Origin of the sequence: Buttiauxella cochleicola (genome assembly GCF_021282435.1) — a bacterium.
Classification (GTDB): domain Bacteria; phylum Pseudomonadota; class Gammaproteobacteria; order Enterobacterales; family Enterobacteriaceae; genus Buttiauxella; species Buttiauxella massiliensis.
Genome location: NZ_JAJSOT010000009.1, coordinates 20,186 through 44,218, shown reverse-complemented (window position 1 = coordinate 44,218; position 24,033 = coordinate 20,186). Strand labels below are relative to the sequence as shown.

At 47.5% G+C, this 24,033-nt stretch carries 18 protein-coding genes; 5 read left to right on the top strand and 13 right to left on the bottom strand.

What is annotated here, in order from left to right:
• The first annotated feature begins 271 nt into the window (after positions 1–271).
• From LVQ77_RS18485 to LVQ77_RS18470, 4 genes are read left to right on the top strand one after another with little or no spacing between them, the layout of a single operon-like run.
• On the top strand, positions 272–1,162 hold the full coding sequence (locus tag LVQ77_RS18485; RefSeq protein WP_064560709.1) for a carbohydrate ABC transporter permease: 891 nt from the start codon (positions 272–274) through the stop codon (positions 1,160–1,162).
• Positions 1,155–2,069, top strand: coding sequence for a carbohydrate ABC transporter permease (locus LVQ77_RS18480; RefSeq protein WP_232865776.1), 915 nt, complete (start codon positions 1,155–1,157; stop codon positions 2,067–2,069). The genes LVQ77_RS18485 and LVQ77_RS18480 overlap by 8 nt, the downstream gene beginning before the upstream one ends.
• 13 nt (positions 2,070–2,082) lie before the next feature.
• On the top strand, positions 2,083–3,210 hold the full coding sequence (locus LVQ77_RS18475; protein ID WP_232865777.1) for an ABC transporter ATP-binding protein: 1,128 nt from the start codon (positions 2,083–2,085) through the stop codon (positions 3,208–3,210).
• Positions 3,211–3,224: 14 nt separating this feature from the next.
• Positions 3,225–4,514 carry an ABC transporter substrate-binding protein gene (locus tag LVQ77_RS18470; RefSeq protein WP_232865778.1) on the top strand — a complete coding sequence of 430 codons (1,290 nt, stop codon included), beginning with the start codon at positions 3,225–3,227 and terminating at the stop codon, positions 4,512–4,514.
• 776 nt (positions 4,515–5,290) lie between these two features.
• On the opposite strand, the gene kduD is transcribed toward LVQ77_RS18470, so the two are convergent.
• Complete coding sequence (gene kduD / locus LVQ77_RS18465) at positions 5,291–6,052, bottom strand: 2-dehydro-3-deoxy-D-gluconate 5-dehydrogenase KduD (RefSeq protein ID WP_232865780.1); 762 nt, start codon at positions 6,050–6,052, stop codon at positions 5,291–5,293.
• 426 nt (positions 6,053–6,478) lie between these two features.
• On the opposite strand from kduD, the gene LVQ77_RS18460 reads away from it, so the two are divergent.
• Entirely contained in the window at positions 6,479–7,654 is a 1,176-nt protein-coding gene (locus LVQ77_RS18460) for an oligogalacturonate lyase family protein (protein ID WP_232905190.1), read from the top strand.
• Between the two features lie 181 nt (positions 7,655–7,835).
• Here the strand turns inward: LVQ77_RS18460 and LVQ77_RS18455 are convergent, their stop codons facing one another.
• The 12 genes from LVQ77_RS18455 to LVQ77_RS18400 all read right to left on the bottom strand — a co-directional run bounded on the left by LVQ77_RS18455 (position 7,836) and on the right by LVQ77_RS18400 (position 23,292).
• Entirely contained in the window at positions 7,836–8,531 is a 696-nt protein-coding gene (locus LVQ77_RS18455) for an oligogalacturonate-specific porin KdgM family protein (protein WP_064513498.1), read from the bottom strand.
• Positions 8,532–8,954: 423 nt separating this feature from the next.
• Positions 8,955–10,136 carry an acetyl-CoA C-acetyltransferase gene (locus LVQ77_RS18450; RefSeq protein ID WP_151993235.1) on the bottom strand — a complete coding sequence of 394 codons (1,182 nt, stop codon included), beginning with the start codon at positions 10,134–10,136 and terminating at the stop codon, positions 8,955–8,957.
• 39 nt (positions 10,137–10,175) lie between these two features.
• On the bottom strand, positions 10,176–11,186 hold the full coding sequence (locus tag LVQ77_RS18445; RefSeq protein ID WP_232905189.1) for a sensor domain-containing diguanylate cyclase: 1,011 nt from the start codon (positions 11,184–11,186) through the stop codon (positions 10,176–10,178).
• 220 nt (positions 11,187–11,406) lie between these two features.
• Positions 11,407–11,766: a hypothetical protein gene (locus LVQ77_RS18440; RefSeq protein WP_232905188.1), complete on the bottom strand. Its 360-nt coding sequence runs from the start codon at positions 11,764–11,766 to the stop codon at positions 11,407–11,409.
• Positions 11,750–12,274 carry a chemotaxis protein CheW gene (locus LVQ77_RS18435; RefSeq protein ID WP_232865783.1) on the bottom strand — a complete coding sequence of 175 codons (525 nt, stop codon included), beginning with the start codon at positions 12,272–12,274 and terminating at the stop codon, positions 11,750–11,752. Before LVQ77_RS18435 ends, LVQ77_RS18440 begins: the two co-directional genes overlap by 17 nt.
• Complete coding sequence (locus tag LVQ77_RS18430; RefSeq protein ID WP_226811984.1) at positions 12,271–13,929, bottom strand: diguanylate cyclase; 1,659 nt, start codon at positions 13,927–13,929, stop codon at positions 12,271–12,273. Before LVQ77_RS18430 ends, LVQ77_RS18435 begins: the two co-directional genes overlap by 4 nt.
• A gap of 33 nt (positions 13,930–13,962) precedes the next feature.
• Positions 13,963–14,343 carry a response regulator gene (locus tag LVQ77_RS18425; RefSeq protein WP_232905187.1) on the bottom strand — a complete coding sequence of 127 codons (381 nt, stop codon included), beginning with the start codon at positions 14,341–14,343 and terminating at the stop codon, positions 13,963–13,965.
• 11 nt (positions 14,344–14,354) lie between these two features.
• Positions 14,355–16,499, bottom strand: coding sequence for a hybrid sensor histidine kinase/response regulator (locus tag LVQ77_RS18420; RefSeq protein ID WP_232905186.1), 2,145 nt, complete (start codon positions 16,497–16,499; stop codon positions 14,355–14,357).
• Positions 16,500–16,507: 8 nt separating this feature from the next.
• Entirely contained in the window at positions 16,508–17,932 is a 1,425-nt protein-coding gene (locus LVQ77_RS18415; protein WP_232865787.1) for a CheR family methyltransferase, read from the bottom strand.
• Positions 17,929–19,014 (bottom strand): chemotaxis protein CheB, encoded by a 1,086-nt coding sequence (locus LVQ77_RS18410; RefSeq protein WP_232865788.1) that lies wholly within the window; start codon positions 19,012–19,014, stop codon positions 17,929–17,931. Before LVQ77_RS18410 ends, LVQ77_RS18415 begins: the two co-directional genes overlap by 4 nt.
• A complete protein-coding gene (locus tag LVQ77_RS18405) occupies positions 19,001–21,100 on the bottom strand; it encodes a methyl-accepting chemotaxis protein (protein ID WP_232865789.1) in 2,100 nt (699 codons plus the stop codon). The genes LVQ77_RS18410 and LVQ77_RS18405 overlap by 14 nt, the downstream gene beginning before the upstream one ends.
• A gap of 128 nt (positions 21,101–21,228) precedes the next feature.
• Positions 21,229–23,292: a sensor domain-containing phosphodiesterase gene (locus tag LVQ77_RS18400; RefSeq protein WP_255666916.1), complete on the bottom strand. Its 2,064-nt coding sequence runs from the start codon at positions 23,290–23,292 to the stop codon at positions 21,229–21,231.
• Positions 23,293–24,033: the final 741 nt, after the last annotated feature.

Genomic DNA, 24,033 nt, shown 5'->3' with positions numbered 1-24,033 from the left:
GTTACAAATCGTAATAGGATTAATTAAAACGCTGTTTTACTAATCGGGAACCATGGTTCGCATGTTTATGAAATCTGGATGTAAATACAGAACACGAACAAACGACATGGATTTTTAATCTTTATTTATCAATCAATTATCAGGGAATGAATATGAAGAACACGCCACCTCTTTCCGACCCATCCGTTTGGTTTCACGGGTGAGGCAATGAGTTTCGAGAACGATTTTGCAAAAAACAATTTTTAAACCATTGATCGCCAGGTAGGTATGTATGAATGAAAACAAAATGCTGGGATTGGCATGGATTTCGCCCTACATAATAGGGTTGTTAGTCTTTACTGCCTTCCCGTTTGTTTCATCTTTCTTCCTCAGTTTTACTGAGTACGATTTGATGAATCCCCCGGTATTCACCGGTATTGAGAACTATCGCTACATGTTGACCGAAGATTCACTCTTCTGGAAATCCATGGGAGTGACTTTTGCGTATGTGTTTTTAACCATCCCGTTAAAACTCGCATTCGCACTCGGCATCGCGTTTGTGCTGAACTTTAAACTACGCGGCATCGGTTTCTTCCGTACGGCGTATTACATTCCGTCAATTCTTGGTAGCTCTGTCGCCATTGCCGTTTTGTGGCGCGCACTGTTTGCTATCGACGGCCTGCTGAACAGCTTTATTGGTGTGTTTGGCCTCGACCCGGTGAACTGGCTGGGTGAGCCGTCTCTGGCGCTTATGTCCGTTACGCTCTTACGAGTCTGGCAGTTCGGTTCTGCGATGGTTATCTTCCTGGCGGCACTGCAAAACGTTCCGCAATCGCAGTATGAAGCGGCAATGATCGACGGCGCGTCTAAATGGCAGATGTTCATGAAAGTGACCGTGCCTTTGATTACGCCGGTCATCTTCTTCAACTTCATCATGCAGACCACGCAGGCGTTCCAGGAGTTTACCGCACCGTACATCATCACCGGCGGCGGCCCTACTCACTACACCTACTTGTTCTCACTGTATATCTACGACACCGCCTTCAAATACTTCGATATGGGTTATGGCGCGGCGCTGGCGTGGGTACTGTTCCTGGTCGTGGCGGTCTTTGCCTCCATCGCCTTTAAGTCATCGAAATACTGGGTGTTCTACTCCGCAGATAAGGGAGGCAAAAATGGCTGATATCCAACCAAGCCAGCTAGCGGCTAAAAATGCGACGGACCTTGCAGAAGAAGAGATCGCGCGTACGTTGCGCCGTGAAAAAATCAGCCGCACCATCCGTTATGTGGTGCTGATTATTGTCGGTCTGTTGATGCTCTACCCGCTGGTGTGGATGTTCTCTGCAGCGTTTAAACCGAACCATGAGATCTTCACCACACTCGGCCTGTGGCCGTCAAACCCAACTAGCGACGGCTTTGTCAACGGCTGGAAAACCGGTACTGAGTACACCTTTGGCCACTACATGTGGAACACAATGCAGTATGTGATTCCAAAAGTACTGCTAACCATTATCTCTTCAACGATTGTCGCTTACGGCTTTGCGCGTTTCGACATCCCGTTCAAGAAGTTTTGGTTCGCGACGTTGATTACCACTATGTTGCTGCCAAGCACCGTACTGTTAATCCCGCAATACCTGATGTTCCGTGAAATGGGCATGTTGAATAGCTATCTGCCGCTGTGGCTGCCAATGGCATTCGCAACCCAGGGCTTCTTTGTCTTCATGTTGATCCAGTTCCTGCGTGGTGTGCCACGCGATATGGAAGAAGCTGCGCAGATTGATGGCTGTAACTCCTTCCAGGTGCTCTGGTATGTGGTAGTGCCGATTCTGAAACCGGCCATTATCTCTGTCGCCCTGTTCCAGTTCATGTGGTCAATGAACGACTTTATCGGGCCGCTGATTTATGTGTACAGCGTAGACAAATACCCAATTGCACTGGCGCTCAAAATGTCTATCGACGTGACGGAAGGCGCTCCATGGAACGAAATTCTGGCAATGGCGAGCATCTCCATTCTGCCATCGATCATCATCTTCTTCCTGGCTCAACGCTACTTCGTACAAGGCGTGACCAGCAGCGGAATTAAAGGTTAAGTGAGGGAATATCATGGCTGAAGTTATTTTCAACAAATTGCAAAAAGTTTACTCCAACGGCTTCCAGGCGGTTCATGGTATCGACCTGAAGATTGAAGACGGTGAATTTATGGTTATCGTCGGCCCATCTGGCTGCGCGAAATCAACCACCCTGCGTATGCTCGCAGGTCTGGAAACCATCAGCGGCGGTGAAGTCAGAATCGGCGACCGCGTGGTGAATAACCTGGCACCGAAATCTCGCGGTATCGCGATGGTGTTCCAGAACTACGCGCTGTATCCGCACATGACCGTGCGTGAAAACCTGGCCTTTGGCCTGAAACTCAGCAAGCTGCCAAAACAGCAAATCGAGTCGCAGGTGAATGAAGCGGCCAAAATCCTTGAGCTCGATGAGTTGATGGACCGTCTGCCGCGCCAGTTATCCGGCGGCCAGGCACAGCGTGTGGCAGTAGGCCGTGCGATTGTGAAAAAACCTGACGTGTTCTTGTTCGACGAACCGTTATCTAACCTTGATGCCAAGCTGCGTGCGTCGATGCGTATTCGTATCTCCGACCTGCATAAGCAACTGAAGAAGAGCGGCAAGCCTGCGACCACCGTTTACGTAACCCACGATCAGACCGAAGCGATGACCATGGGCGATCGTATCTGTGTCATGAAACTGGGTCACATCATGCAGGTGGACACGCCAGATAACCTGTATCACTTCCCGAAAAATATGTTCGTGGCAGGCTTCATCGGCGCGCCAGAAATGAACATTCGCCCGAGTAAGCTGATTGAGAAAGACGGCCGCCTACAAATTAGCGTCGGTCACGACACACTGGCATTAAACGAGCGCCAGCAGAAGCGTTGTGCTGAATACAAAGATCAGGACATCTTCTTCGGCATCCGTCCTGAGTTTATTTCAATCTCTGATGAACCGTTCGCTGAGAGCCATTCAAGCGGTGAAATGGTGCGTGTAGAGAATATGGGGCATGAATTCTTCATCTACCTGAAAGTAGCTGATTTTGAAATGACCTGCCGCATCCCTTCCGATGAAGCTAAACCGATGATCGAAAAGGGTCTTCACCGTAAGGTGTATTTCAAGTTTGACATGGAAAAATGTCATATTTTCGACGCTAAAACTGAACAGAACATCTCTCTCTAACAGGATCTATCATAATGAAAAAAGTGCTGTTAAGTACCCTGATTGCTTCTACTTTAGGAATGGCTGCCGGCTCGGCATTTGCGGCAGATGATGTTGATTTACGTATGTCCTGGTGGGGCGGCAACGGTCGCCATCAGGTCACATTAAAAGCGGTGGAAGAGTTCCAGAAGCAACACCCGAACATTAAGGTGAAGTCTGAGTACACCGGTTGGGACGGCCACCTTTCGCGTCTGACTACACAGATTGCTGGCGGTACCGAGCCTGATGTGATGCAGACAAACTGGAACTGGCTGCCAATTTTTTCCAAAACCGGCACAGGCTTCTACGATCTGAATACCGTGAAAGGTGAATTGGATCTGACGCAGTTTGATCCGAAAGAACTACAAACAACCACCGTTGACGGCAAGCTGAACGGCATTCCAATCTCCGTGACTGCGCGCGTGTTCTATTTCAACGATGAAACCTGGAAAAAAGCGGGTGTTGAATACCCGAAAACCTGGGATGAGTTGATGGCGGCGGGTAAAACCTTTGAATCCAAACTGGGCAAGCAATATTTCCCAGTAGTGCTTGAGCACCAGGATACGCTGTCTTTGCTGCGCTCTTACATGGTGCAGAAATACAATATTCCTGAAATCGATACCGCGAAAAAGCAATTCGGCTACTCCAAAGAACAGTGGGTTGAGTTCTTTGGCATGTACAAAAAGCTTATCGACAGCCACGTAATGCCTGATACCAAATACTATGCGTCATTTGGTAAGAGCAATATGTACGAGATGAAGCCGTGGATTGAGGGCGAATGGGCCGGTACTTATATGTGGAACTCGACCATTAAAAAGTATTCCGACAACCTGAAGCCACCAGCGAAACTCGAGTTGGGTTCTTACCCAATGCTGCCAGGTGCAACAGATGCCGGTATGTTCTTTAAACCAGCACAGATGTTCTCTATCAGCAAAACGACCAAGCACCCGAAAGAAGCAGCGATGCTGATTAACTTCTTGCTGAACGAAAAAGCAGGCGTGGAAGCGCTGGGCCTTGAGCGTGGCGTTCCGTTGAGCAAAGCGGCTGTGACGCAGCTGACTGCTGATGGCGTGATTAAAGATAACGACCCGGCGGTTGCGGGCCTGAAACTGGCGCAATCTTTGCCAAACAAACTGCCAACATCGCCTTACTTTGATGACCCGCAGATTGTTTCCCTGTTCGGTACTTCTTTGCAGTACATCGACTATGGCCAGAAAACCGTAGAAGAAACCGCTGCTGAGTTTGAACGCCAGGGTAACCGTATTCTGAAACGCGCAATGCGTTAATTAGCCTAAGTTTTTGGATAGATACCCTGCCCCGCTTGCGGTGCTGTCTCTTAGTCACAACTCACCCTGGCAATTTTGTCAGGGTGAGATCTGTAAGCCTCGTTGATTTTCCGTTCACCCGTGCGTTCAGTTATCTCTTTCATTCCCGAAAACGGTGAACGTATCAAGGAGATTACGCCATCTCCTTGATAATCCTGTCGCCCGGTCATTAAATTGCCGCTGCGCGGTAAACCCCAGCTTATCCCCAACATCAGAGTCGTTCGCGACTCGCTCCCGGCAGCTCAACCCTGACTTATGGCGAACACTGGGGCAATTTATACCGGGAATAAGGTCAAAACCGGCTCGGTGCTGTCTTTGGGTTTTGACGTTGACCTTAGGTTCCGGCTTCAATCGCGCCGTTTTTCACCCTTCAGTCGGGGTCACGTGGCCGGGAGCCACGTGAGTGAGCGATCGTCGGGAACGAGTCGCGAACGACCGCGAATGTTGGGTGAAAAACGGTGTTTACCGCTTGCGGCGATTGATTTGCCGGGAGTCCGGGTTCTTAGGGTGACGACGGTGGTCACCCTAAGACGTTCACCGGTACAGTGGCTATATAAAACACTGAACTCCTAGTGAACGGAACAGTCTCGCGACTCACAGATTAAAAAAAAACCTCCTGGTTTCAGGAGGCTTCTCTATCGTTTGATGGTGTCGGGGGCGCTTCGCTTGCCCGACCTACAAACAGAATGGGTTTTGTAGGGTGGATAAGCGCAAGCGTCATCCACCGCTGACCCGAATTAACGCGCTAACCAGCCGCCATCAACTGCAACGGTGTAACCGTTGATGTAATCAGAAGCAGTAGATGCCAGGAACACGATTGGACCTTTCAGATCTTCTGGCAGACCCCAACGACCAGCAGGGATACGCTCCAGAATTGCAGCACTACGCTCTTCATCAGCACGCAGTTGTTGGGTGTTGTTGGTCGCCATGTAGCCCGGTGCGATAGCATTCACGTTGATACCGTGTTGTGCCCACTCGTTCGCCAGCAGACGAGTCACACCCATAACTGCGCTTTTAGAAGCGGTGTAAGACGGTACGCGGATACCACCCTGGTAAGAGAGCATAGAAGCGATGTTAATGATTTTGCCGCCTTTGCCTTGAGCAATGAACTGGCGAGCCACAGCCTGAGACATGAAGAATACGCTCTTGATGTTCAGGTTCATTACGTCGTCCCAGTCTTTTTCGCTGAAGTTGATGGCATCTTCACGACGAATCAGACCTGCGTTGTTAACCAGAATGTCGATTTGGCCGAACTCAGCAACAGCACGCTCTAGCAGAGCGGGGATACCATCAATCTGGCGCAGGTCAGCGGTCAGGCTCAGGAAGCGGCGACCCAGAGCATTTACACGCTCGATGGTTTCAGCCGGTTCAACGATGTTGATACCAACGATGTCACAACCAGCTTCTGCAAGACCGATAGCCATACCCTGGCCCAGACCTGTATCACAACCAGTAACAACAGCAACTTTACCTTCCAGGGAGAATGAATCCAGAATCATGTAGGTTTCCTTTTTTTATACGGGCCTGCTGTAAGCGCAAGCATTTTGGGGAAAAATTTGTTCACGCAAATTGCGCAACTCATAAATCACTTACGGTAAAAACGCTGTTCCGTAATCTTTGATGGATTCATAGTAATCTTGTTGAAATCGCTTTTCAATTATAAATGAAACGTTGTTTCAACTTTCGGAGAATACTTCTCAAATTTGATATTTCGATCACGTTCCCTCTGCACTTATCCCTTAAATGCATCTGTTTACTGAAAGTATTGATAGTGGTGTTGCCGTTTAGTGAATGCAATCACACATATTGAAACAATGTTTTGATAAATTAACACCAGAATTTTGAACATTGATTTCACCGGATATCCGTTAACATTCGAGTTGCAGGATGACGGGTATATGAATTGTCATTTAAAGGAGAGCATCATGGCTAAAGGTATGCGGGTTAAACTGGTTTATGAAGTGAGCCAGGACCCAGACACAGGCGTCGAAGTCACCCGCTTAACGCCACCAGAAGTAACGTGCCACCGCAATTACTTCTACCAAAAATGCTTTACCCAGGATGGCAGTAAGTTACTGTTCGCAGGCGAATTTGACGGTAACTGGAACTACTATCTGCTGGATATCGCCGCTGCCGAAGCCATACAGTTAACGGAAGGTACTGGCGACAATACCTTTGGTGGTTTCCTCTCCCCGGATGACAAATCTCTCTATTATGTGAAGAACGAGCGCACGCTGCTGGAAGTTAACCTTGAAACTCTGGTTGAGCGTGAAGTTTATCGTGTACCTGCTGACTGGGTTGGTTACGGTACCTGGGTTGCTAACAGCGATTGCACCAAATTAGTCGGTATTGAAATTTCCAAAGACGATTGGGTTCCACTGAACGACTGGAAAATCTTCCATGACTTCTTCCATAAAGGTCCAAACTGCCGCCTGCTGCGTGTGGATTTACAAACCGGCGAAAGTGCCGTTATCCACCAGGAGAAAAACTGGCTCGGCCACCCAATTTACCGCCCGTTCGATGACAACACCGTTGCGTTCTGTCACGAAGGTCCGCACGACCTGGTTGATGCACGCATGTGGATGGTTAACGAAGACGGTAGCAACGTGCGCAAAGTAAAGGAGCATGCTGAAGGCGAAAGCTGCACACATGAATTCTGGGTACCAAACGGTTCTTCGCTTATGTACGTTTCTTATTTGAAAGGTCAGCAAGGCCGCACCATTTATAGTTACAACCCGGATAACAGCGAAAATACCGAAGTCATGCAGATGCCAGCATGTTCACACCTGATGAGTAACTTCGATGGTTCGTTGCTGGTTGGAGACGGTTCCGGTACTCCGGTTGACGTTAAAGATACTAGCGGTTACACCATCGACAACGATCCATATTTATATGCCTTCGATGTAGCGAAAAAAGCTTATTTCCGCGTCGCTCGCCACGATACTTCCTGGGCAACTTTTGCTAATAGCCGCCAGGTTACGCATCCGCACCCTTCATTTACTCCGGATGACAGTGCCATTTTATTCAGCTCCGATAAAGATGGTAAGCCTGCACTGTATATTGCCAAAATGCCTGCTAACCCAGAATTAATTTCTGCCTGATAGATAAACATAGTGTGCCCTGTGTAGGCCTTGCCCTCTCTTTATGAGAGGGCTTTTTTATATCTATTTATTTAAGGTATTGGCTGTGTACTTAAAATTAATCACTTTATATCTTATTCAAATATAAAAAAGCCTCTGCTAATAGCAGAGGCTGGGAGAGGATTATTAAAGGATTAAACTATCAGAAGGAGTACGCAACACCGACACGTAAACGCGTCTGGCGATCGTCGCGATCATTTACCCCAACGTTACCGACTTCACCATATGGAGCCCAGTTTTTATCCAATTTATAAGCCAACTTCACGTTGTATTCCTGAGAATAAGGCTTGTTGTTATTACGAGCATTACCCTCTTCACTACGTGCGTAAACATAGTTTAGCTCGGTACGCCAGTCACCCATCACGAAGCCTGCCCATGCATCACCACGGTTGACTTTATCGTCATCTTTCTTAGCGTTAGCCGGGTAGCGGGTGTAATCATAACGGTAACGAGCAGCAACATAGAAGCCATTATCGAAGCTATATTGCACACGTAAGTTTGGCTTATAGATAGAACGGCTATCGTTACTTTCAATATTAAAACCAGGTGTTACAGAGAAATTTTTATCCGCTTTCCATTGCCAACTAATGGCTTCTTCATGGCCATTACCTACAAAGTCACTAAACGGCTGATCGGTATTATCACCACCTGATTTCCATTTCGCTTCGACAGAGAAACCAAAACCATTTGCAAAACGATGTGAAACTGAGACGCGGTCGGCGTTGGTTGAGTCCGTTTTACCACCGTCAATGAATTCATGGCGTAAGTCGACGGTTACAGCCTGGGCTGCAAAAGAAGCACCAATCAACATTGCCAGACCCAGAGTTTTCTTCAACATAAATAAATCCCTCATTGAAATATCGTTTCATTATTATGAAACTGGATTTTATTTTTAAATGAACATTATTTTAGTGATCGAGATCGTAAATATTTATGTCGAAATTAACATCTGGTAATCTTCGTGATGACTATCAACAAAACAACCAACAGCACCTGATATTTGGCGACAAACATCACATTAAAATAACCAAAAACTTCATTTGGTACACATTTCAATGATATTTAAATTTATTTACACAAGAAAAAGCTGAGGACTTAAATGAAATTAAAATGGGTGGACGCTTATCAATTAAAATGAGTAACAGGGGGGGGTGTGACGCAGTTAAATAAAATGGAGTGAAAGTGTGACCTCTGTAAAAGAAAAAACACCGCCCATAAGGCGGTGTTCTTAAAAATCAATAATCAAAATTAATATAGGAAATTAGTCGCGTTCTATTGCCAGCGCCACGCCCTGCCCGCCGCCAATACACAACGTCGCCAGCCCTTTTTTGGCATCGCGCTTGATCATTTCATGCACCAGCGACACCAGAATCCGGCAGCCGGACGCGCCAATCGGGTGCCCTAGCGCCAGCGCACCGCCGTTAACATTCACTTTGCGCTCGTCCCATTCAAGCATTTTTCCCACCGAAAGTGCCTGCGCCGCAAAGGCTTCATTGGCTTCGATAAGATCAAGCTCCTCAAGCTTCCAGCCCGCGCGTTCAAGGCAACGCTGAGTCGCGGTGACTGGCGCAATGCCCATATAAGCGGGATCAACACCAACGCTTGCAAAAGCTTTGATACGAGCCAACACCGGCAGATTCAATTCTTCGGCTTTGCTGGCGCTCATCATTAATACTGCTGCGGCACCGTCATTAATAGAAGAGGCATTTCCCGCGGTTACGCTTCCTTGAATATCGAAGGTTGGGTGCAATTGTGCCAGAGCTTCGGCACTGGCATCGGTGCGTGGTTGCTCGTCGGTATCAACAATCACCAGTTTTCCGCTATTAGTCTCAAACGCCACCGGCACAATTTCATCTTTAAAACGCCCGGCATCAATCGCTGCCCGCGCTTTATGTTGTGATGCCAGAGCATAGGCATCCTGGCTTTCACGGCTGATACCATATTCACGCGCAAGGTTTTCAGCCGTCACGCCCATATGATAATCGTTGAAGGCATCCCACAATCCATCATGAACAAGGCTATCGATGAGCTGGCTATTCCCCAGGCCAGCACCGTTACGGCTATCGGCCAAAACGTGTGGAGCGCGACTCATATTCTCCTGTCCACCAGCAATCACTACGTCAGCTTCACCACATTGAATCGCCTGAGTCGCAAGATGAAGCGCTTTTAAGCCGGAGCCACAAACATCATTAATGGTGATAGCGGAAACAGACCACGGCAAACCACTGTTCAGTGCGGTTTGGCGCGCAGGGTTTTGCCCGGCTCCCGCAGTGAGAACCTGCCCCAGGATCACTTCATCAACTTCTTGCTCACTTACGCCGCTGCGTTCTAGTAGCGCTTTAACCACCGCACTCCCCAGCTCCGAAGCGCTACGTGGTGACAGAGCCCCCTGAAAGCAGCCAATGGGCGTTCGTGCAGCCCCCACTATCACGACATCTTTCATCATTATCTCCGCAACGTTGTGACTGCTTTTCTGGAAAGGTTATAAACCCCGGCGACGATCTTTCTCGAGATACATCGCGGCATCAGCTTCGCGCAACGCCTGATCGTGATCGGTTAGCTCTGGGTTGATTGCAACAACACCAATACTGGGGCCTGCATAATTAATCACACTGGAATGTAGCTGATACTCGCCAGTCAGCAAGTTTGAGAGGCGAATTTTGAATGCCTGCGCTGCCTGTAGCGCCATGCCGTACTCTTTAGGACCAATACCGGCCACGATAAACTCATCACCACCGACTCGCCCTATTATATCGTCAGGCCGGGCACCTGCTTGCAAGCGCTGCCCAATGGCGCAGAGGAAGTCATCACCAGAATCGTGGCCATAAACATCATTAATTTCTTTGAAATCATCCAGATCGGCAAAAGCCAGCAACACAAAACGCGCATCCTGACGAGCCTGAGAAAAGAGTTTTGGTAACTTTTCAAATACTGCTCGACGGTTAGGCAGCCCAGTCAGCTCATCAGTATAGCTGGCGGTAGTGAGCGCGGCATTTGCCTGCTGGAGCTGCTGCAAAAGCTGTTCATTCTGAATTTGTTGCGCAATCAGCTGTGCAAAGAGTTGCAGCACTTGTTCGCTACGCTCGGTCAAAATGCGATGCTCGGAACTGGCTGCGCACAGCGTGCCATATAAAGAACCATCCGCAAGTGTTACCGGCGTGCTGACGTAAGTGGTAATGCCTAACGCTTTCGCGGCCTGCGAATCCCCCCAAACATTGGCCACATCGCAGGTGTAACGCTTTCCTTCGTCTAACGCGCGCTTGCAAAGCGTATCACCCCAAGGAACCGAAAGGCCTTCAGGGATCTGCATATGATGGGTATTACGGGCAAAGAGGATATGCTGGAAACTGCCGTCCGGGTCAATACGAGTCAGGTAAGTTGACTCCATGTTGGTAACCAATTCGAGCATTTCCAGCAGCTGTCGGACAAGCCCCTCAAGTGTGTATTCAGATTCTAACGCGGTGGAAATACGCTCGATAAGATTGTCAGACATAAAATCGGGTATACCTTTTTAATTAATCGCACAGATGTAAATCTCAGATGGGCATGTTTTTAACATATTTTGAGTACGACTTCCCCTGCCAAATATGACTATTGGGAGTCTGCCACTCGTTGGATGGATTCATTTTTCACAAGATTGAAGAAACGTGTAGTTCAGGGAGTTATCTGCGAATTTGACGTAGTGATAACGAAGAGAGCGGGCGGCGCAATATTCACCGCCAGCTTAATAACGGACTCAGGCTTTCATCCTGCACCAGCGCGCGCAGCCCAGGTAATTTGCAACATTGCTGCAATATCACGGGTAGCGGGAGTATTTCATTTGGCCGTAGTACCACATTTTCCAGCTCTCCCCAGAAGTACCAACCTTTTGCGACGTTACTTGCAGGAACTAATAAATGCAGATGCATACCGCTCTGTGGCTCATCTGGCAACCCTAGCCATTGGCTAAATTGCTGTATATCCGGTGTATCGGGCCCCGCCAGCACACAGCGCTGCACCTGCGATGATGGGATATAAAAATGCATCTTCCCGAGGGTGATTCGCACTGCCGCAAGACTAAGCGAGTGAGTCATAGCCACTGGTTTCCAGGTAACGCTCAAAGACTAAATTCAAATCCAGTAGCGCAAAATACTCGTGGCCTACAGGAACAATACCGACCACCACTTTTTGCATACCAGCAGATAAATTATCAGCGGCAGGAAGAATCAGGCTTTCAGCCACATCCAGCACATCTATTAATTTGTCGATAAGTATCCCGCTTTGCATTTTATTGCCCCGGCCAATAAAAATTGTGCGTTTGCCTGGCACATCCTGACCAGCGGCATCAATTAACTGATTAATGTTAATCACTGATTCAACGCGCCCACGATAATTAATCACCCCTTCAAGAGAAGGCGGGCAGCCCGGCACCCATGAAATAGGGCGCTCAGCCAAAATCTCTTTTATTTGCGAACCGTAAAAAGCAAAATTTTTGTCAGCCTGCTTAAACAAAACAAGGCTGCACTGCGGTTCATCAACGTTGGCAATTTCCCGATTTTCGTCCTGATAGAGACTGAGTATTTGCTCTAATGGCTCGCTCATGCAACTTCCTTATCATCGGCAATGCAATAACGGTTACGGCCATGCTGTTTTGCAGAATATAGAGCCTGGTCTGCACGTTCGCGGATAGTTTCTATTTTGTCTCCCGGCTGCCAGGAGGCAATTCCCGCACTGAAGGTATTGCTGAAGTTAGTCTGGTTGACTGAGAAGTGAATTTTTTCAAATCCCTGGCGCAGTCTTTCAACCACTGCGGCTGCCTGTTCTTGCGTGGTGCCCGGCATAATTATCGCAAACTCTTCGCCGCCATAGCGCCCAACAATATCGGTGCTGCGTAAACGGTGGGAAAACAGCTGTGAGATGCCCAGAATCACCTGATCGCCCGCGACATGACCGTAGGTATCATTGATATTTTTAAAGTGATCCAAATCGACCATTACCAGACTAAATGGAATACCGCTGTAGTTGGACTCTGTGATGGCGCTTTCCAGATAATGCGTCGTCGTTGAGTGGTTATAGAGGCCCGTCAAACTATCCTGAGACATGCGAGCACGCAGTGTACGCATTCTTTCTGCGCGAATCGAAACCGCATTAATTAACTCCTGCGGATCGGCCTGCTTAATAATAAAATCTTCCGCGCCGGTACTCATCGCCCCAAACTGGGTTTTCTTATTGGTCTCGCTTGAGAGATAGGCGATAGGCAAACCGATATGTTGTGGGATCTGACGAATCAGTTTTGTCAGTTCTTCGCCACTGTAGTCCGGCATGTGGAAATCCATCAGAACAATATCGATCGGATGAGTATTGAGAACATTCAGCAAGTGTGGAATCTGCGTAAGAACATGCACTTCCATCCCCGCCATACGCAGCATCTCGGCATTGTATTGCGCGACTTCAGGCTCATCATCAATCAGTAAAACCTGATACGGTTTTTTCAGTGACGGTTGCGTTAAGCGGTGCAACTCCTGAACTAAATCGGTGGTTGATGCGGGTTTTACATAGTAACCATCACAGCCGGCTTTAATCGCATTAATGCGAGCGTGGAAATGGCTATGGCAGGAAAGATAAAGCACCGGGAAAGGTGTGCCGACTTTCTCTCTCAGATCAGACATTGCAAGCGGGCCGCCATAAGCGTTATCCGGGAAGCTAACATCCATAATGACCACTGATGGAGGCTGTGATAAAACCGCCTTGGTAAAATCGGCCGTGTTGGTAAACACATAACAGATAAAGCCAAAACAGCGAAGTTGGGTTGCCAGTAATTCAGCCTGGTCGCATTCATCGTCACACAGATAAACAGGCTTAATGGTGCGATTAATCGCAACCTCTTCCTGAGTCGAAGCCGCTATCGGGAACTTAACTAAAGAGTCTGCTCCACGACGTGCGCTTTCCATCTGCTCTTCAGTCAATGCATATAGCTGGCGTAATATCTCGCCAAGCTTGCTGTATTTCGTATCCGAAACAGAATGACTCACTAACAGGTGCTCACCTTCAGCAGCCTGGCTGGCAATTTTCGTGAAACCAAACGACGCGCTAGTTCCGTGGATGCTATGCAACAAAAGGTGCAATTGCTTACTATCCACTTCGTTCGGTTCAGTGACTAATTTTGCCAGCAGAGCATCTGCCTGACTCAGCATCACGGGAATACGTTGCAAAAAGCGCTGACGCAAGCGAGCGATTTTATCTTGGGCAGTATTCATCGTACTTTGCATAAATTCTTGTTTTATCATGATTTATAGTTGCTCTGCTGCAGCATCTGGCTTGAGAAATTTATTCACTACAGCCACCAGTCTTTCAGCCATATTCTCGTCTTTCTTCACCCAGCAATCCGGAATGATAGTGATGTCAGTCATCTCACTGGCGCTGAGTAAAATAAAAGGTTTTTTCCAGCCGTTGGCACGCAAAACCTCTAATAAATCCAGCCCGGTAATTTCCGGCATATGGAAATCGCTGATGACCAAGTCGATTCCATCATCAGAATCAAGATTGGCTAATGCGGACATTGCACTTTCTGCAAGAACCACTTCATAGCCGTTCATTTCCAAGAATACCGAAGCCAGTTCAGCAGCAAACAAATCATCATCAACTAATAAAACACGCATCTCTTTTCTCACTTTTTAAGCCTTCAGCATAAAAGCATTTTTAATGTTTCTATGAGGCTATCCTGTTCGAAATCACCCTTGGCTATATATGCATCCGCACCCACCTGGATCCCTCGGCGGCGATCTTCTTCTTTAGCCCGTGAAGTCACGATAATAATCGGAATATGTTGGTAGTTATCTTCGGCACGCAATGCTTTAGTGAGCGAGAATCCATCCATCACAGGCATTTCTACGTCCGTCAATACTGCGTCAAACTGTGTTAAACGCGCTTTTTGTAACCCCGAGAATCCATCTTCGGCGAGCGTGACCTGATAACCGTGTGCTTCCAGAACGTTTTTCTCAATTTCACGCGTATTCAATGAGTCATCGACGATCAGCACATGCCATGAGTTCTGTCGAACTTGTGGCTTAGGTGCAGCGGTCCGTGGCTGCCCTTGTTTTTGTGCCATCTCCATTAAAACTGGAACTTGCAAGATACTGACCAGTTGATTGTCGGGGCTTAGAACCATGCCAGAGACTAGCGACTGCTGCTGCATATGCTTCGGCAGAGGCTTAATCATCATGCTGCGTTCATCGAGCAAGCTGTCCACCAGCATCGCCATCTTGCCAAACTGGTTCTGAATGATAATAAGCAGCAAGTCATTCGCATTAGAGGCCGATGAGTTATGTACTCCAGGCCTGTCGTTGATACGCAGTATTTCAGCCGCGGAGATAACCGGGATAAATTCGTTGTGCAGAATAATTGCCGGTCTCCCGGCAATATCACGAATTTCATCACGAGAATATTTAACCACTTCAACGACGTACTGCGCAGCAACCCCAAAAAGATGGTTCTGCTGTTCAAACTGCAAAATGCGCATCATTGCCAGAGAAATGGGCAGCCTGATAATAAAGGTGGTGCCTTGCCCAGGACGGCTATGGACCTGAAGCGTGCCTTGTAAATCAGTCACAATAGTCTTGCGAACAATATCCAGGCCCACACCACGGCCGGATAATTCAGTGACAATCTTGCTGGTTGAGAAACCCGGGTGGAAAATAAGCTCGTTACATTCCAGCTCTGAAAGCTGATCAACCACAGCCGCATCAACCAAACCACGAGCCACCGCTTTAGCGCGAATCGCCGCGTAATCCAGGCCACGGCCATCATCTTCCACACGCAGCAAAATACCGCGCCCGTCTTGCTGAGTGGTCAGGGTGATGGTGCCACGCGCCGACTTTCCGGCAGCCAACCGTTCTGGTGCTTCGCAAAGACCATGATCAACGGCATTACGCAGCAAGTGGGTTAAAGGCTCAGAGAGTCTGTCGATTAATTGCCTGTCGATCTCTACTTCACCACCCAAAATACGGCAGTCCACCTGCTTATTCAGGGAGGATGCCAGTTCCCGCACCTGCATTGAGACCGGTTCAAACAGCATCGACACCGGAAGCATACGAATGGTGGTGGCAACATCATAAAGTTCATGCATCTGGAGATGTTGAACCTGGAAATCATCTTTTAGCTTGCGGCTGAATTGCAGAACCTGCTTGCGCAGTTGTTCGACATCCATTTGTGCCAGCCGCGGCCCAAGATTGACTAACGTGTGTACTTGCTGCTCGAGACGGTCATGACTGGCGACAACTTCACCGAGGATGTTAATCAGGTCATCGAGTTTTTCGAGCTTAACGCGAACCGAACCGGCCTGTTTTAAGCCACCATCTAATACTTCGAGCGATGGCAAAGTGGCCGGTTTTTCTAGCGGGGCTTTAACCACTTCATCAGCTTCTGTGCCCATTTCTCCACGGCTCGCGCGGGCTAACTGCTCGCACAATGCAACATCTGCCGGAGGCAACTGGTTATTACCTTCACTTGCCGACAGTTGTGCCAGTTGGTTTGAAATGTAGTCACAGGCCTGAAGAGTTAATGTACCAAGGCTTTGGTTAGGCTCGAGTTTCTTATCTCGTAGCTCGCTTAATATCTCTTCAAGCTGATGGGTGACATCGGCGATGCTTTGCAATTTCAGCATTCGCGCGCCCCCTTTCAGGGTATGTGCCGCACGGAACATCTCTCCGATTTGTGCGTCGGTATTTTGACCAGATGAGAGCAGGAACGCCCCCTCTTTTACGGTATGTAAATGGCCGTTTGCTTCATCAATAAAGCGCAGCACAAATTTTTTAAGATCGATAGCCATACGGTTCTCTATTGCCCATCCTGAGTGGTGAACTGCGCCAGCTGATGTTCACAAAGAAAACGAAAAGAATTACTCGGAAATGACAGCGGCAGCCGCAATGCGGTGGCGTTGCCGGTATTGCTCATTTCGGCGTTGAGTAATTGAAGAGTAATGCGATAAGTCCGTTGAGCCGGGCGGTACAACTCGCTTTGTCGATACATTTCCGCCAGGTAGTAATGGGCAGGCCAGTAGCCAGGCTGTTGATAAACAACCTGTTTAAACCAGGCAATCGCCTGTTGGGTATGCTGCTGCCACATCATTGCCAAACCAAGTAGCATTTTCGCTTCCGCAGACCATTCATCCAGCTCAAGCACGTGTTTCGCACTTAAAGCCGTTTGCTCGAACTCACATTTCTCCAGTGCAATGGCACCTTTGATAACCAGCGCTTCCAGATTATGAATGTCGCTATTCAACACCTGACCTATCAGCTCTTCTGCTTCAGAAAAGCGTTTGTCAGCAACGCAGGCGAGTGCTTTTTTAATCCAGCTATCACACTGCTGCGCGGAAGGAACCGGAGCATCAATGAAAGGTGCGGCGGCCGGAATAACCGGAGTAATAATACGTGGTCGTACATTGACTGCCGGAGTCTGAGTACGCGCCGCTTTCGGTTGGCAGAAGTAGAAATTCCCGAACTCTTGTTTAAGCTTCAGGATGCCAAAATTATTAGCCAGCGTTTCAGCGTTACCAAAAAACAGCGCCCCTTCCGGTTGCAGCATGTTCAGCAGGTTAAAATGCAGTGCTCGGCGCGTTTCGACATCAAAGTAGATGGAGACGTTACGCAGCAAAATAATATCGAATGTGGGTTGAAGCTGTTCTTTAACAATGTTCGCGCGGTGAAACTTCACCTTATTACGAATCACATCATGCAGTTGGAACTGGTTACCGTTGCGTGTGAAATAGCTTTGCTGCAATAAAGGATCGACACCACGGAAAGAGTAACTGGAGTAAATTGCTGCACGAGCCTTTTCCAGAATTTTGGTATCGATATCGCAGCCGTGAATCTCAACGTTGTCGATGAATTTATCGTGGTATTTCTGATGGAGCTTTATTGCCAGAGAGTAAGCTTCTTCGCCCGAAGAACAGCCTGCGCTTAAGATGCGCACCGGGCCACTGCGTTGCTCAAGAATGCGCGGCACCAGCTTATCGCAAATGATATCCAGCACATCCGGCTCACGGAAAAAGTACGTTTCGTTAATCGTCAGTAGGCTAAGAAGCTTATCGAATTCGTCAGTCGAGACGCAGAGGATCTCATAGTATTCTTCAAAGCTCTCTTTTCCGCGCTCAGAGATGCGCTGCTGCAATGCCGCATTAAGCAATCCTTCCATGCCATTAAAAAAATGCAGACCCACTCTATCCTTGATGAGTGTTTTAAAGGCCGCAATATTTGGGATCATGGCAGTTTGCCCTCAGATTGCCCAAGACGAGCCATAGCCAACAAAGCACCAGCAAGTTTTTCCAGCGGAAGTGTCTTATGAACGACGTTTTTGTCGATGGCGAATTTATTCATACCAAATACGACGGAAGAAACTTCATCCTGCGCCAGCGTTTTACCGCCATTATGGAAGATAGCCTCGATGCCACGGCATCCATCGCTACCCATGCCCGTCATGATGAGTCCTACCGCTTTTTCACCATAAACTTCAGCCACAGACTCCAGCAGCAAATTGCAGCTAGGATGGTAAACATCAGTCGCCTTGCGAGGTATAACAGCCAAACGATGATACTTTTTGACTACCAGATGGTGCTCAGGAGGCAGGATATAAACGTGGCCGGCACATAACACATCATTTTCCTGGGCTAACTGCACCTGGAGTTCAGTGACGCTATCCAGCCACTCAACCATGCTTTTGGCAAAGCCGTCAGCAATATGCTGCGCAATAATAATTGGGCATGGAAAATCTGCAGGCAGTGCCTGCAGTAATTTGCTAAGCGCCTGCGGCCCACCCGTTGAGCAGGCGATTGCTAGCACATAAGGCCACTGACGATGATACGTATCGGCAATGACTGACGCTGGCGTGCTATTTGTCAGAGTATTATTTGTCGACGCAGCCTCGGAATGCTGACGCAACCCCTGGATATGGCGAATAACCTTAACACCGACCAACATCTCAACCTGGCGATGCAACGCTTTAGTCGCCTGTGCCGACTCACCCTGGTTGTTTACCACAGCCAGGGCACCACGCGTGATGAACTCCGCATCCCACTGCGCATCGGGATAGTAACGCATCACCATAATAGGGATCGCGCAAGTGGCCATAATCGTTTCAACGGTTTCGACGTTTTCCGGACCTGGCGCACCTAACGTCAGCACCAGAAGTTGCGGAGCCATCTTTTGAACCAGGCTCGCCGCTTGTTCGCGATGCACAGCCTGGCCTACGACCACTATGTTTTTATTGCTCTCAAGCTGTCTAGTCAGATCATTGCGCGACACGCTGCCGTGATCGACGATCAGCACCCGAATTTTAGGCCTGTTCATCAGGTCTATCCGTCAATTTGAAAGACCCTGAGGCCTGGTTCAACTCTTCGGATAACTGAGTCATATCCTGGCTGATGGACAGAATGTCTTTAATTGATTGAGAGGTGTAATTGCTGGCAACTACGATTTCGCGCAAAGCCATAACCACCTGATTACTTGCCGTTTTCTGTTGCTGAGTAGACAAAGAAATCTGCATAGCCGCGGTAGAGGTTTGTTCAGCAGTTGCTACTATGTCATGTAAGCGGTCAGCGCTGACTTTACAGGCTTTAGTGCCCGCTTTAATGCTATTGCTGCCCTTCTCTGCGTTAAGGACCAGGCGATTAATCGAGTTTTGGATTTCGCTGATTTTGTTCTCAATCTCAAAGGTCGATTCAGTCACTGAGTCTGCCAGACGGCGAATTTCTGCAGCAACCACTGAGAAACGTTTACCGGACTCGCCAGCACTAGAAGCTTCCAGAGCCGCGTTAAAGGCAATGAGTTTAGTCTGGTCAGCAACGTTGTTGATGATAACCATCACGCGGCTAATCTCTTTAGACTTGTTACCCAGCATCATAATTTCGCGCATGCTTTGCTGGTTGTCGTTGTCGATATCAGACATACGAGTGAGCAATTCACCCATCGAATCGGAGCCCTTGTTGCAGTCATCAAGAGTCACATTGGCAATGTCTACCACTGCGCGAGAATGCTCAGCAATCTGCGTAGAAGAAGCTGACAACTCTTCCATGGTCGAGGTGATTTCTGCTACCGAAGAAGAGGTTTCAACGCTAGTAGAAGCCTGGCCATCAACAGCCTCAGTAATTTTTAGTGCCGCTTCATGTACGTGATGGGCATGGGACACAACGCCGCCAACCAGTGCATGCAAAGAAGCCCGCATCTTTTCGTTGGCGCTCAGCAAATCACCGATTTCATCTTTATGATCGATACGAATATCAACGGTGAGATCACCCTGAGAAATCGCTTGTGAAATTTTCAATACGTTCTTCAAGCGCTTGGAAATCAGGATTCGGCTGGTTCCGGCAATCAACAGCAAAATCACTGGCATCAGCAGCAAGCTGAAAAGCAGCAGGCTATTGCGTACCAGGTTGCTGCTGCGAGCAACATCATCAACATAACTGGTAGTGGCGATGATCCAGTTAATCCCATCAATATATTCGAACACCGCGACTCTTTTGCGAGGAGCAGCACCATATCCACTGACGGTTTCGTAATAAATCGTGCCGTTTTTACGCGCTAAGATATCGGCGTAACGCTTATAACCATGGGCGTCGGTAAGGTTCTCAACATGCTGATTCACCAGAGTCGGGTGCGCGACCATAGTGCCAGGACTAAATCCAGCATCCAGCACGTATGCGTAACCTCCCTCGCCGATGTGTACCGCTAACAGTTCTTTAATGACCGGCTGCAAAGCAAGTTTAACGTCAAAACCAATTGCCACCGCCCCAACAACCTGGCCGAATTTATCGGCAATCGGTTCGTAGTGGCTAATGAACTGTTTTCCGTAAATCACCACTACACCAGAGAAGGGTTTGTTTTTGATTAACGCAGCATATGCAGGGTTGTCATGGCTCAGAACGGTAGAAGTGGCAATCTTTCCTTCTTTACCCTGCAAGGTCGAAGAAACGCGCACAAACTGATCGCCTTCACGCACTAAGGTGGAAGCGAATACGCTGGTTAACTCAGTGAAGTGGGAATTAATATTGGTATCACTTAATAAAGCTTTAAGCGCAGTTTCATCCAGTGAACGCAGCGGAGCCGGGGACATATTCTGGTAATTGTTAATATATACGTTGCTATAACGCTCAGCGTCCCGCAGGACCCTTTTGTATTCGGTGTTGATGTTATTGTGGAAAATCCGTGTATTGGAACGCAGAACTTCCAGAGCATTATCTTGCAGCTGAGTCGCCAGGTAAGACGAAAGCAGGAAGGATGCACCAACCAACAACACAGCAATGCATGAAACCAGCATCAGGCCCAACTTCATGGCGACACCGATTTGCAACTTATGCAGCCATGATGTCAGAAATTTTTCCGTAGTAGCTAAGGCGTCAGCTTCCGCAGGTTGCTGCATGTTTAAGAATTTATGCATGAGATTCCAGTGATCTAGATAATGTGAAATTAATGCCGAATTAATATCTTGCTACGTGCAGTACTCACTGGACACGCGAGCGTAAGGGCCAGAAAAATCATTCCAAAGGGAGCGGTTTTTCAGCCATTTCATACCAACGTCAGTAGCGGCACAGGTTTACCTAAGTGATAGCCCTGTAGCCATTCAACGTTCATTTTTTCCAGGCACCGCTGAATTTTTTCATTCTCAACATATTCAGCAACGACCTGCATATTCTTCATTCTTGCTACATGACAAAACGACTCAACAATGTAGCGGCTGAGTTCGTTCTCGGTAATTTCACGAATGAAAGAACCATCTATTTTCAGAATGTCTGCGCTGACATCTCTTAAACGAGCATGGCTGGAAAAACCCGTGCCAAAGTCATCAATCGCTATCCGGCATCCCAGACTTTTGAGCGAGCGCACCGTATTTTGTGACTGCTCAGTATCAGACAATGCGTCCGCTTCGGTAATTTCAAAGATGATCCTATGTGGATCGACCCCGAACTGCGTTAGCAATAGCTGAACATTATTAACAAAGCTTGCGCGACAAATAGTTACCGGCGTCAGGTTGATTGAAAAACAGCGGTCAGGGTACAACTGCATATTTTTTAAGGTGTTCTTAATCACCCATAAATCAATTTCTGGTGCCAGGCCCGCCTCAGTTGCTACCGGCAGGAAGCGATCCGGCGGAATAAAGCGACCTTCTTCATCCAGCATTCGCAGCAGTATTTCGTGATACCGCTCTTCGCCACGGGTACTGACGATAGGCTGAGCCATTAAGACAAATGCATCGTTATCCAGCGTTCTCTGTAAGACTGTACGAATATCAGTTCGGCCAACAATATGGTTTTCAATTGCGCGACTGGTCTGTGCTTCGAGGTTTTCAGGCTTACCGCTCACCACCGATAGCCCGGAAACGATACCCAGCTTTCCTGTCAGGCTGTAAATGTCGTCGGAAAATTGTGTCGCACGGCAATAGCCAAGCCCACTACGAAAACCGAGTTGCTGGTTATTGTGGGAATAACGAAACGTATTCGCTGCTCTGTAAAGAATGCTGAGTCTTCCCCAGCTTGGCTGCTCGAGTTTCAGCAACAGACCGTAGCCCGCGTGGTAGTAAACCTTTTCATTGGCATTGAGCTTTGTACGCAGCGTTTCGCCTAGTTTTTTCTGGTATCTGGCGCGAAAGTGCGTGCCATAGCGCCGGGCAAACAGATCCACTTCAGGAACTTGTATCAGGCAAACCGTAGAGTTCGGGGATTCTTTTACATCGGCTTTTAATGCCCGGAGATTAGGCATGTTAGTCATAGGGTCTGTGAGCCCCATATGTAGCAACTGCTCGAAGCGTAACGTATTGAATCTCGCCAGAACGCCCATAATGACAATAGTCAGGGTAAAGATAAAAATGACTGTTGAAACCAACATCTGATGAAGCATGAAGTCATCATTTAGCGCGATATAATTTGCGTTGTTCTTCGCCAGCACGATCATCATCACGGTCCAGACCGGTGCCGTGAAAACATAGCCGATACGAACAGAACTCCACAGCATGAGCGGGAAGATTAAAATCAGGCTATAAAACGTGAATAAGACCGAGCCCTGGTAAGGAGTGTTCAGGCAGTACATCAGAGCAATCAGCACTACCGACCACGCGGTAAAGTGGGAAAGACTCACGTCTGCAGAAAACTGAGCCTTCATCGTCCTTACGCAAGTAAACCAATACTTCGGACGGCAAATAATCCTTAACACTGTATAAAATAGGGGAATGCCGGTAACACACCCGTTCATCATCCCTTGTATTCTGACCAGAGTTTCCGCATTGAATACATGATCAAAGACCATTTTTGAGCCGGTGTGATAAGTCGTAAATAGACAAATCACTTCACTCATAACGGTGTTTAGCAAAACATTACAAACACATAGCCAGATAATTCTTTTGGTAGTGAGTTTTATACGCCCAAAACTTGCCGCACTCCGCCAGCCTGTACTCTGTTTATAAAGGTAGTAACTGATCAGTGCTGCGGACTGATAGCAAAACAGGTCATAGATTTCAGGTTCTGGCCGGTATATCAATGTGTAAACGGCAAGCAGAGTAACCCCTGCAATGACTCTGTAGCCAAACAACACAAGCAAAGCCGTCAGAGCCGCTAATCTCAGGTCATACACTACCAATACCTGGTTTTCAAAAAACCGATGACTACTAAGTAGTTGCGCCAGTAAGTAAAGCAGACACGGGAGTACCAGCGGTAAAATCCACCGTTTATTGGTATACGCTGTACTATTGCTCGCTGTAGAGTCCAAGTGTTTAACCCGTTGAGTATGCTTTGTAAATTATTTATGTGGTTTGGTGAATGTATTGCTAAATGGGCAAGAATCTTGCGGTAGATATTATGAAATAAAACAAAAGCCGTAATTAATTAACATTTATACTAGCTAAAAATAACACGCACATTTTTATGCCAAAACCCGCACAAACAAATAATTAACAACCACCCTTAATAACTTTAATATTATTGGCGACTAGCTAAAGGTAAAACCATAACCACCCTCAAGCTACCCTTTAATTGTATTCACTTTTCGAACAAAAAAGAACAGCCATTTATATGTAAAAATGGACATCACAAGATATCAAAAAGCATCAAATTCAACAGTAAAAATGTAACATAACAGTATGAAATAATTGAAAATATAACTATTTATGATTAATAAGATAAAGGTTATTATGTTGAATGAAGGACAATATCTCGCAGTGCTGAAAGTGTTTATTTAACTGGAATGTTAAAGAGGATCAATCAATACTTAAATTAGTGTTTAATGTACATTCTTTATGATTGACTTGACCTGTTGGGTTAACTATAGTCCCGGCGCGTCATTTTTCCTTTATAAATATAATCATCAATAATGTTACACAAT

Excerpts from the sequence above, each read along its gene's own strand:
- LVQ77_RS18485 (WP_064560709.1), top strand. The coding sequence starts at position 272 with ATGAATGAAAACAAAATGCTGGGATTGGCATGGATTTCGCCCTACATA.
- LVQ77_RS18480 (WP_232865776.1), top strand. The coding sequence starts at position 1,155 with ATGGCTGATATCCAACCAAGCCAGCTAGCGGCTAAAAATGCGACGGAC.
- LVQ77_RS18475 (WP_232865777.1), top strand. The coding sequence starts at position 2,083 with ATGGCTGAAGTTATTTTCAACAAATTGCAAAAAGTTTACTCCAACGGC.
- LVQ77_RS18470 (WP_232865778.1), top strand. The coding sequence starts at position 3,225 with ATGAAAAAAGTGCTGTTAAGTACCCTGATTGCTTCTACTTTAGGAATG.
- kduD (WP_232865780.1), bottom strand. The coding sequence starts at position 6,052 with ATGATTCTGGATTCATTCTCCCTGGAAGGTAAAGTTGCTGTTGTTACT.
- LVQ77_RS18460 (WP_232905190.1), top strand. The coding sequence starts at position 6,479 with ATGGCTAAAGGTATGCGGGTTAAACTGGTTTATGAAGTGAGCCAGGAC.
- LVQ77_RS18455 (WP_064513498.1), bottom strand. The coding sequence starts at position 8,531 with ATGTTGAAGAAAACTCTGGGTCTGGCAATGTTGATTGGTGCTTCTTTT.
- LVQ77_RS18450 (WP_151993235.1), bottom strand. The coding sequence starts at position 10,136 with ATGAAAGATGTCGTGATAGTGGGGGCTGCACGAACGCCCATTGGCTGC.
- LVQ77_RS18445 (WP_232905189.1), bottom strand. The coding sequence starts at position 11,186 with ATGTCTGACAATCTTATCGAGCGTATTTCCACCGCGTTAGAATCTGAA.
- LVQ77_RS18440 (WP_232905188.1), bottom strand. The coding sequence starts at position 11,766 with ATGACTCACTCGCTTAGTCTTGCGGCAGTGCGAATCACCCTCGGGAAG.
- LVQ77_RS18435 (WP_232865783.1), bottom strand. The coding sequence starts at position 12,274 with ATGAGCGAGCCATTAGAGCAAATACTCAGTCTCTATCAGGACGAAAAT.
- LVQ77_RS18430 (WP_226811984.1), bottom strand. The coding sequence starts at position 13,929 with ATGAATACTGCCCAAGATAAAATCGCTCGCTTGCGTCAGCGCTTTTTG.
- LVQ77_RS18420 (WP_232905186.1), bottom strand. The coding sequence starts at position 16,499 with ATGGCTATCGATCTTAAAAAATTTGTGCTGCGCTTTATTGATGAAGCA.
- LVQ77_RS18415 (WP_232865787.1), bottom strand. The coding sequence starts at position 17,932 with ATGATCCCAAATATTGCGGCCTTTAAAACACTCATCAAGGATAGAGTG.
- LVQ77_RS18410 (WP_232865788.1), bottom strand. The coding sequence starts at position 19,014 with ATGAACAGGCCTAAAATTCGGGTGCTGATCGTCGATCACGGCAGCGTG.
- LVQ77_RS18405 (WP_232865789.1), bottom strand. The coding sequence starts at position 21,100 with ATGCATAAATTCTTAAACATGCAGCAACCTGCGGAAGCTGACGCCTTA.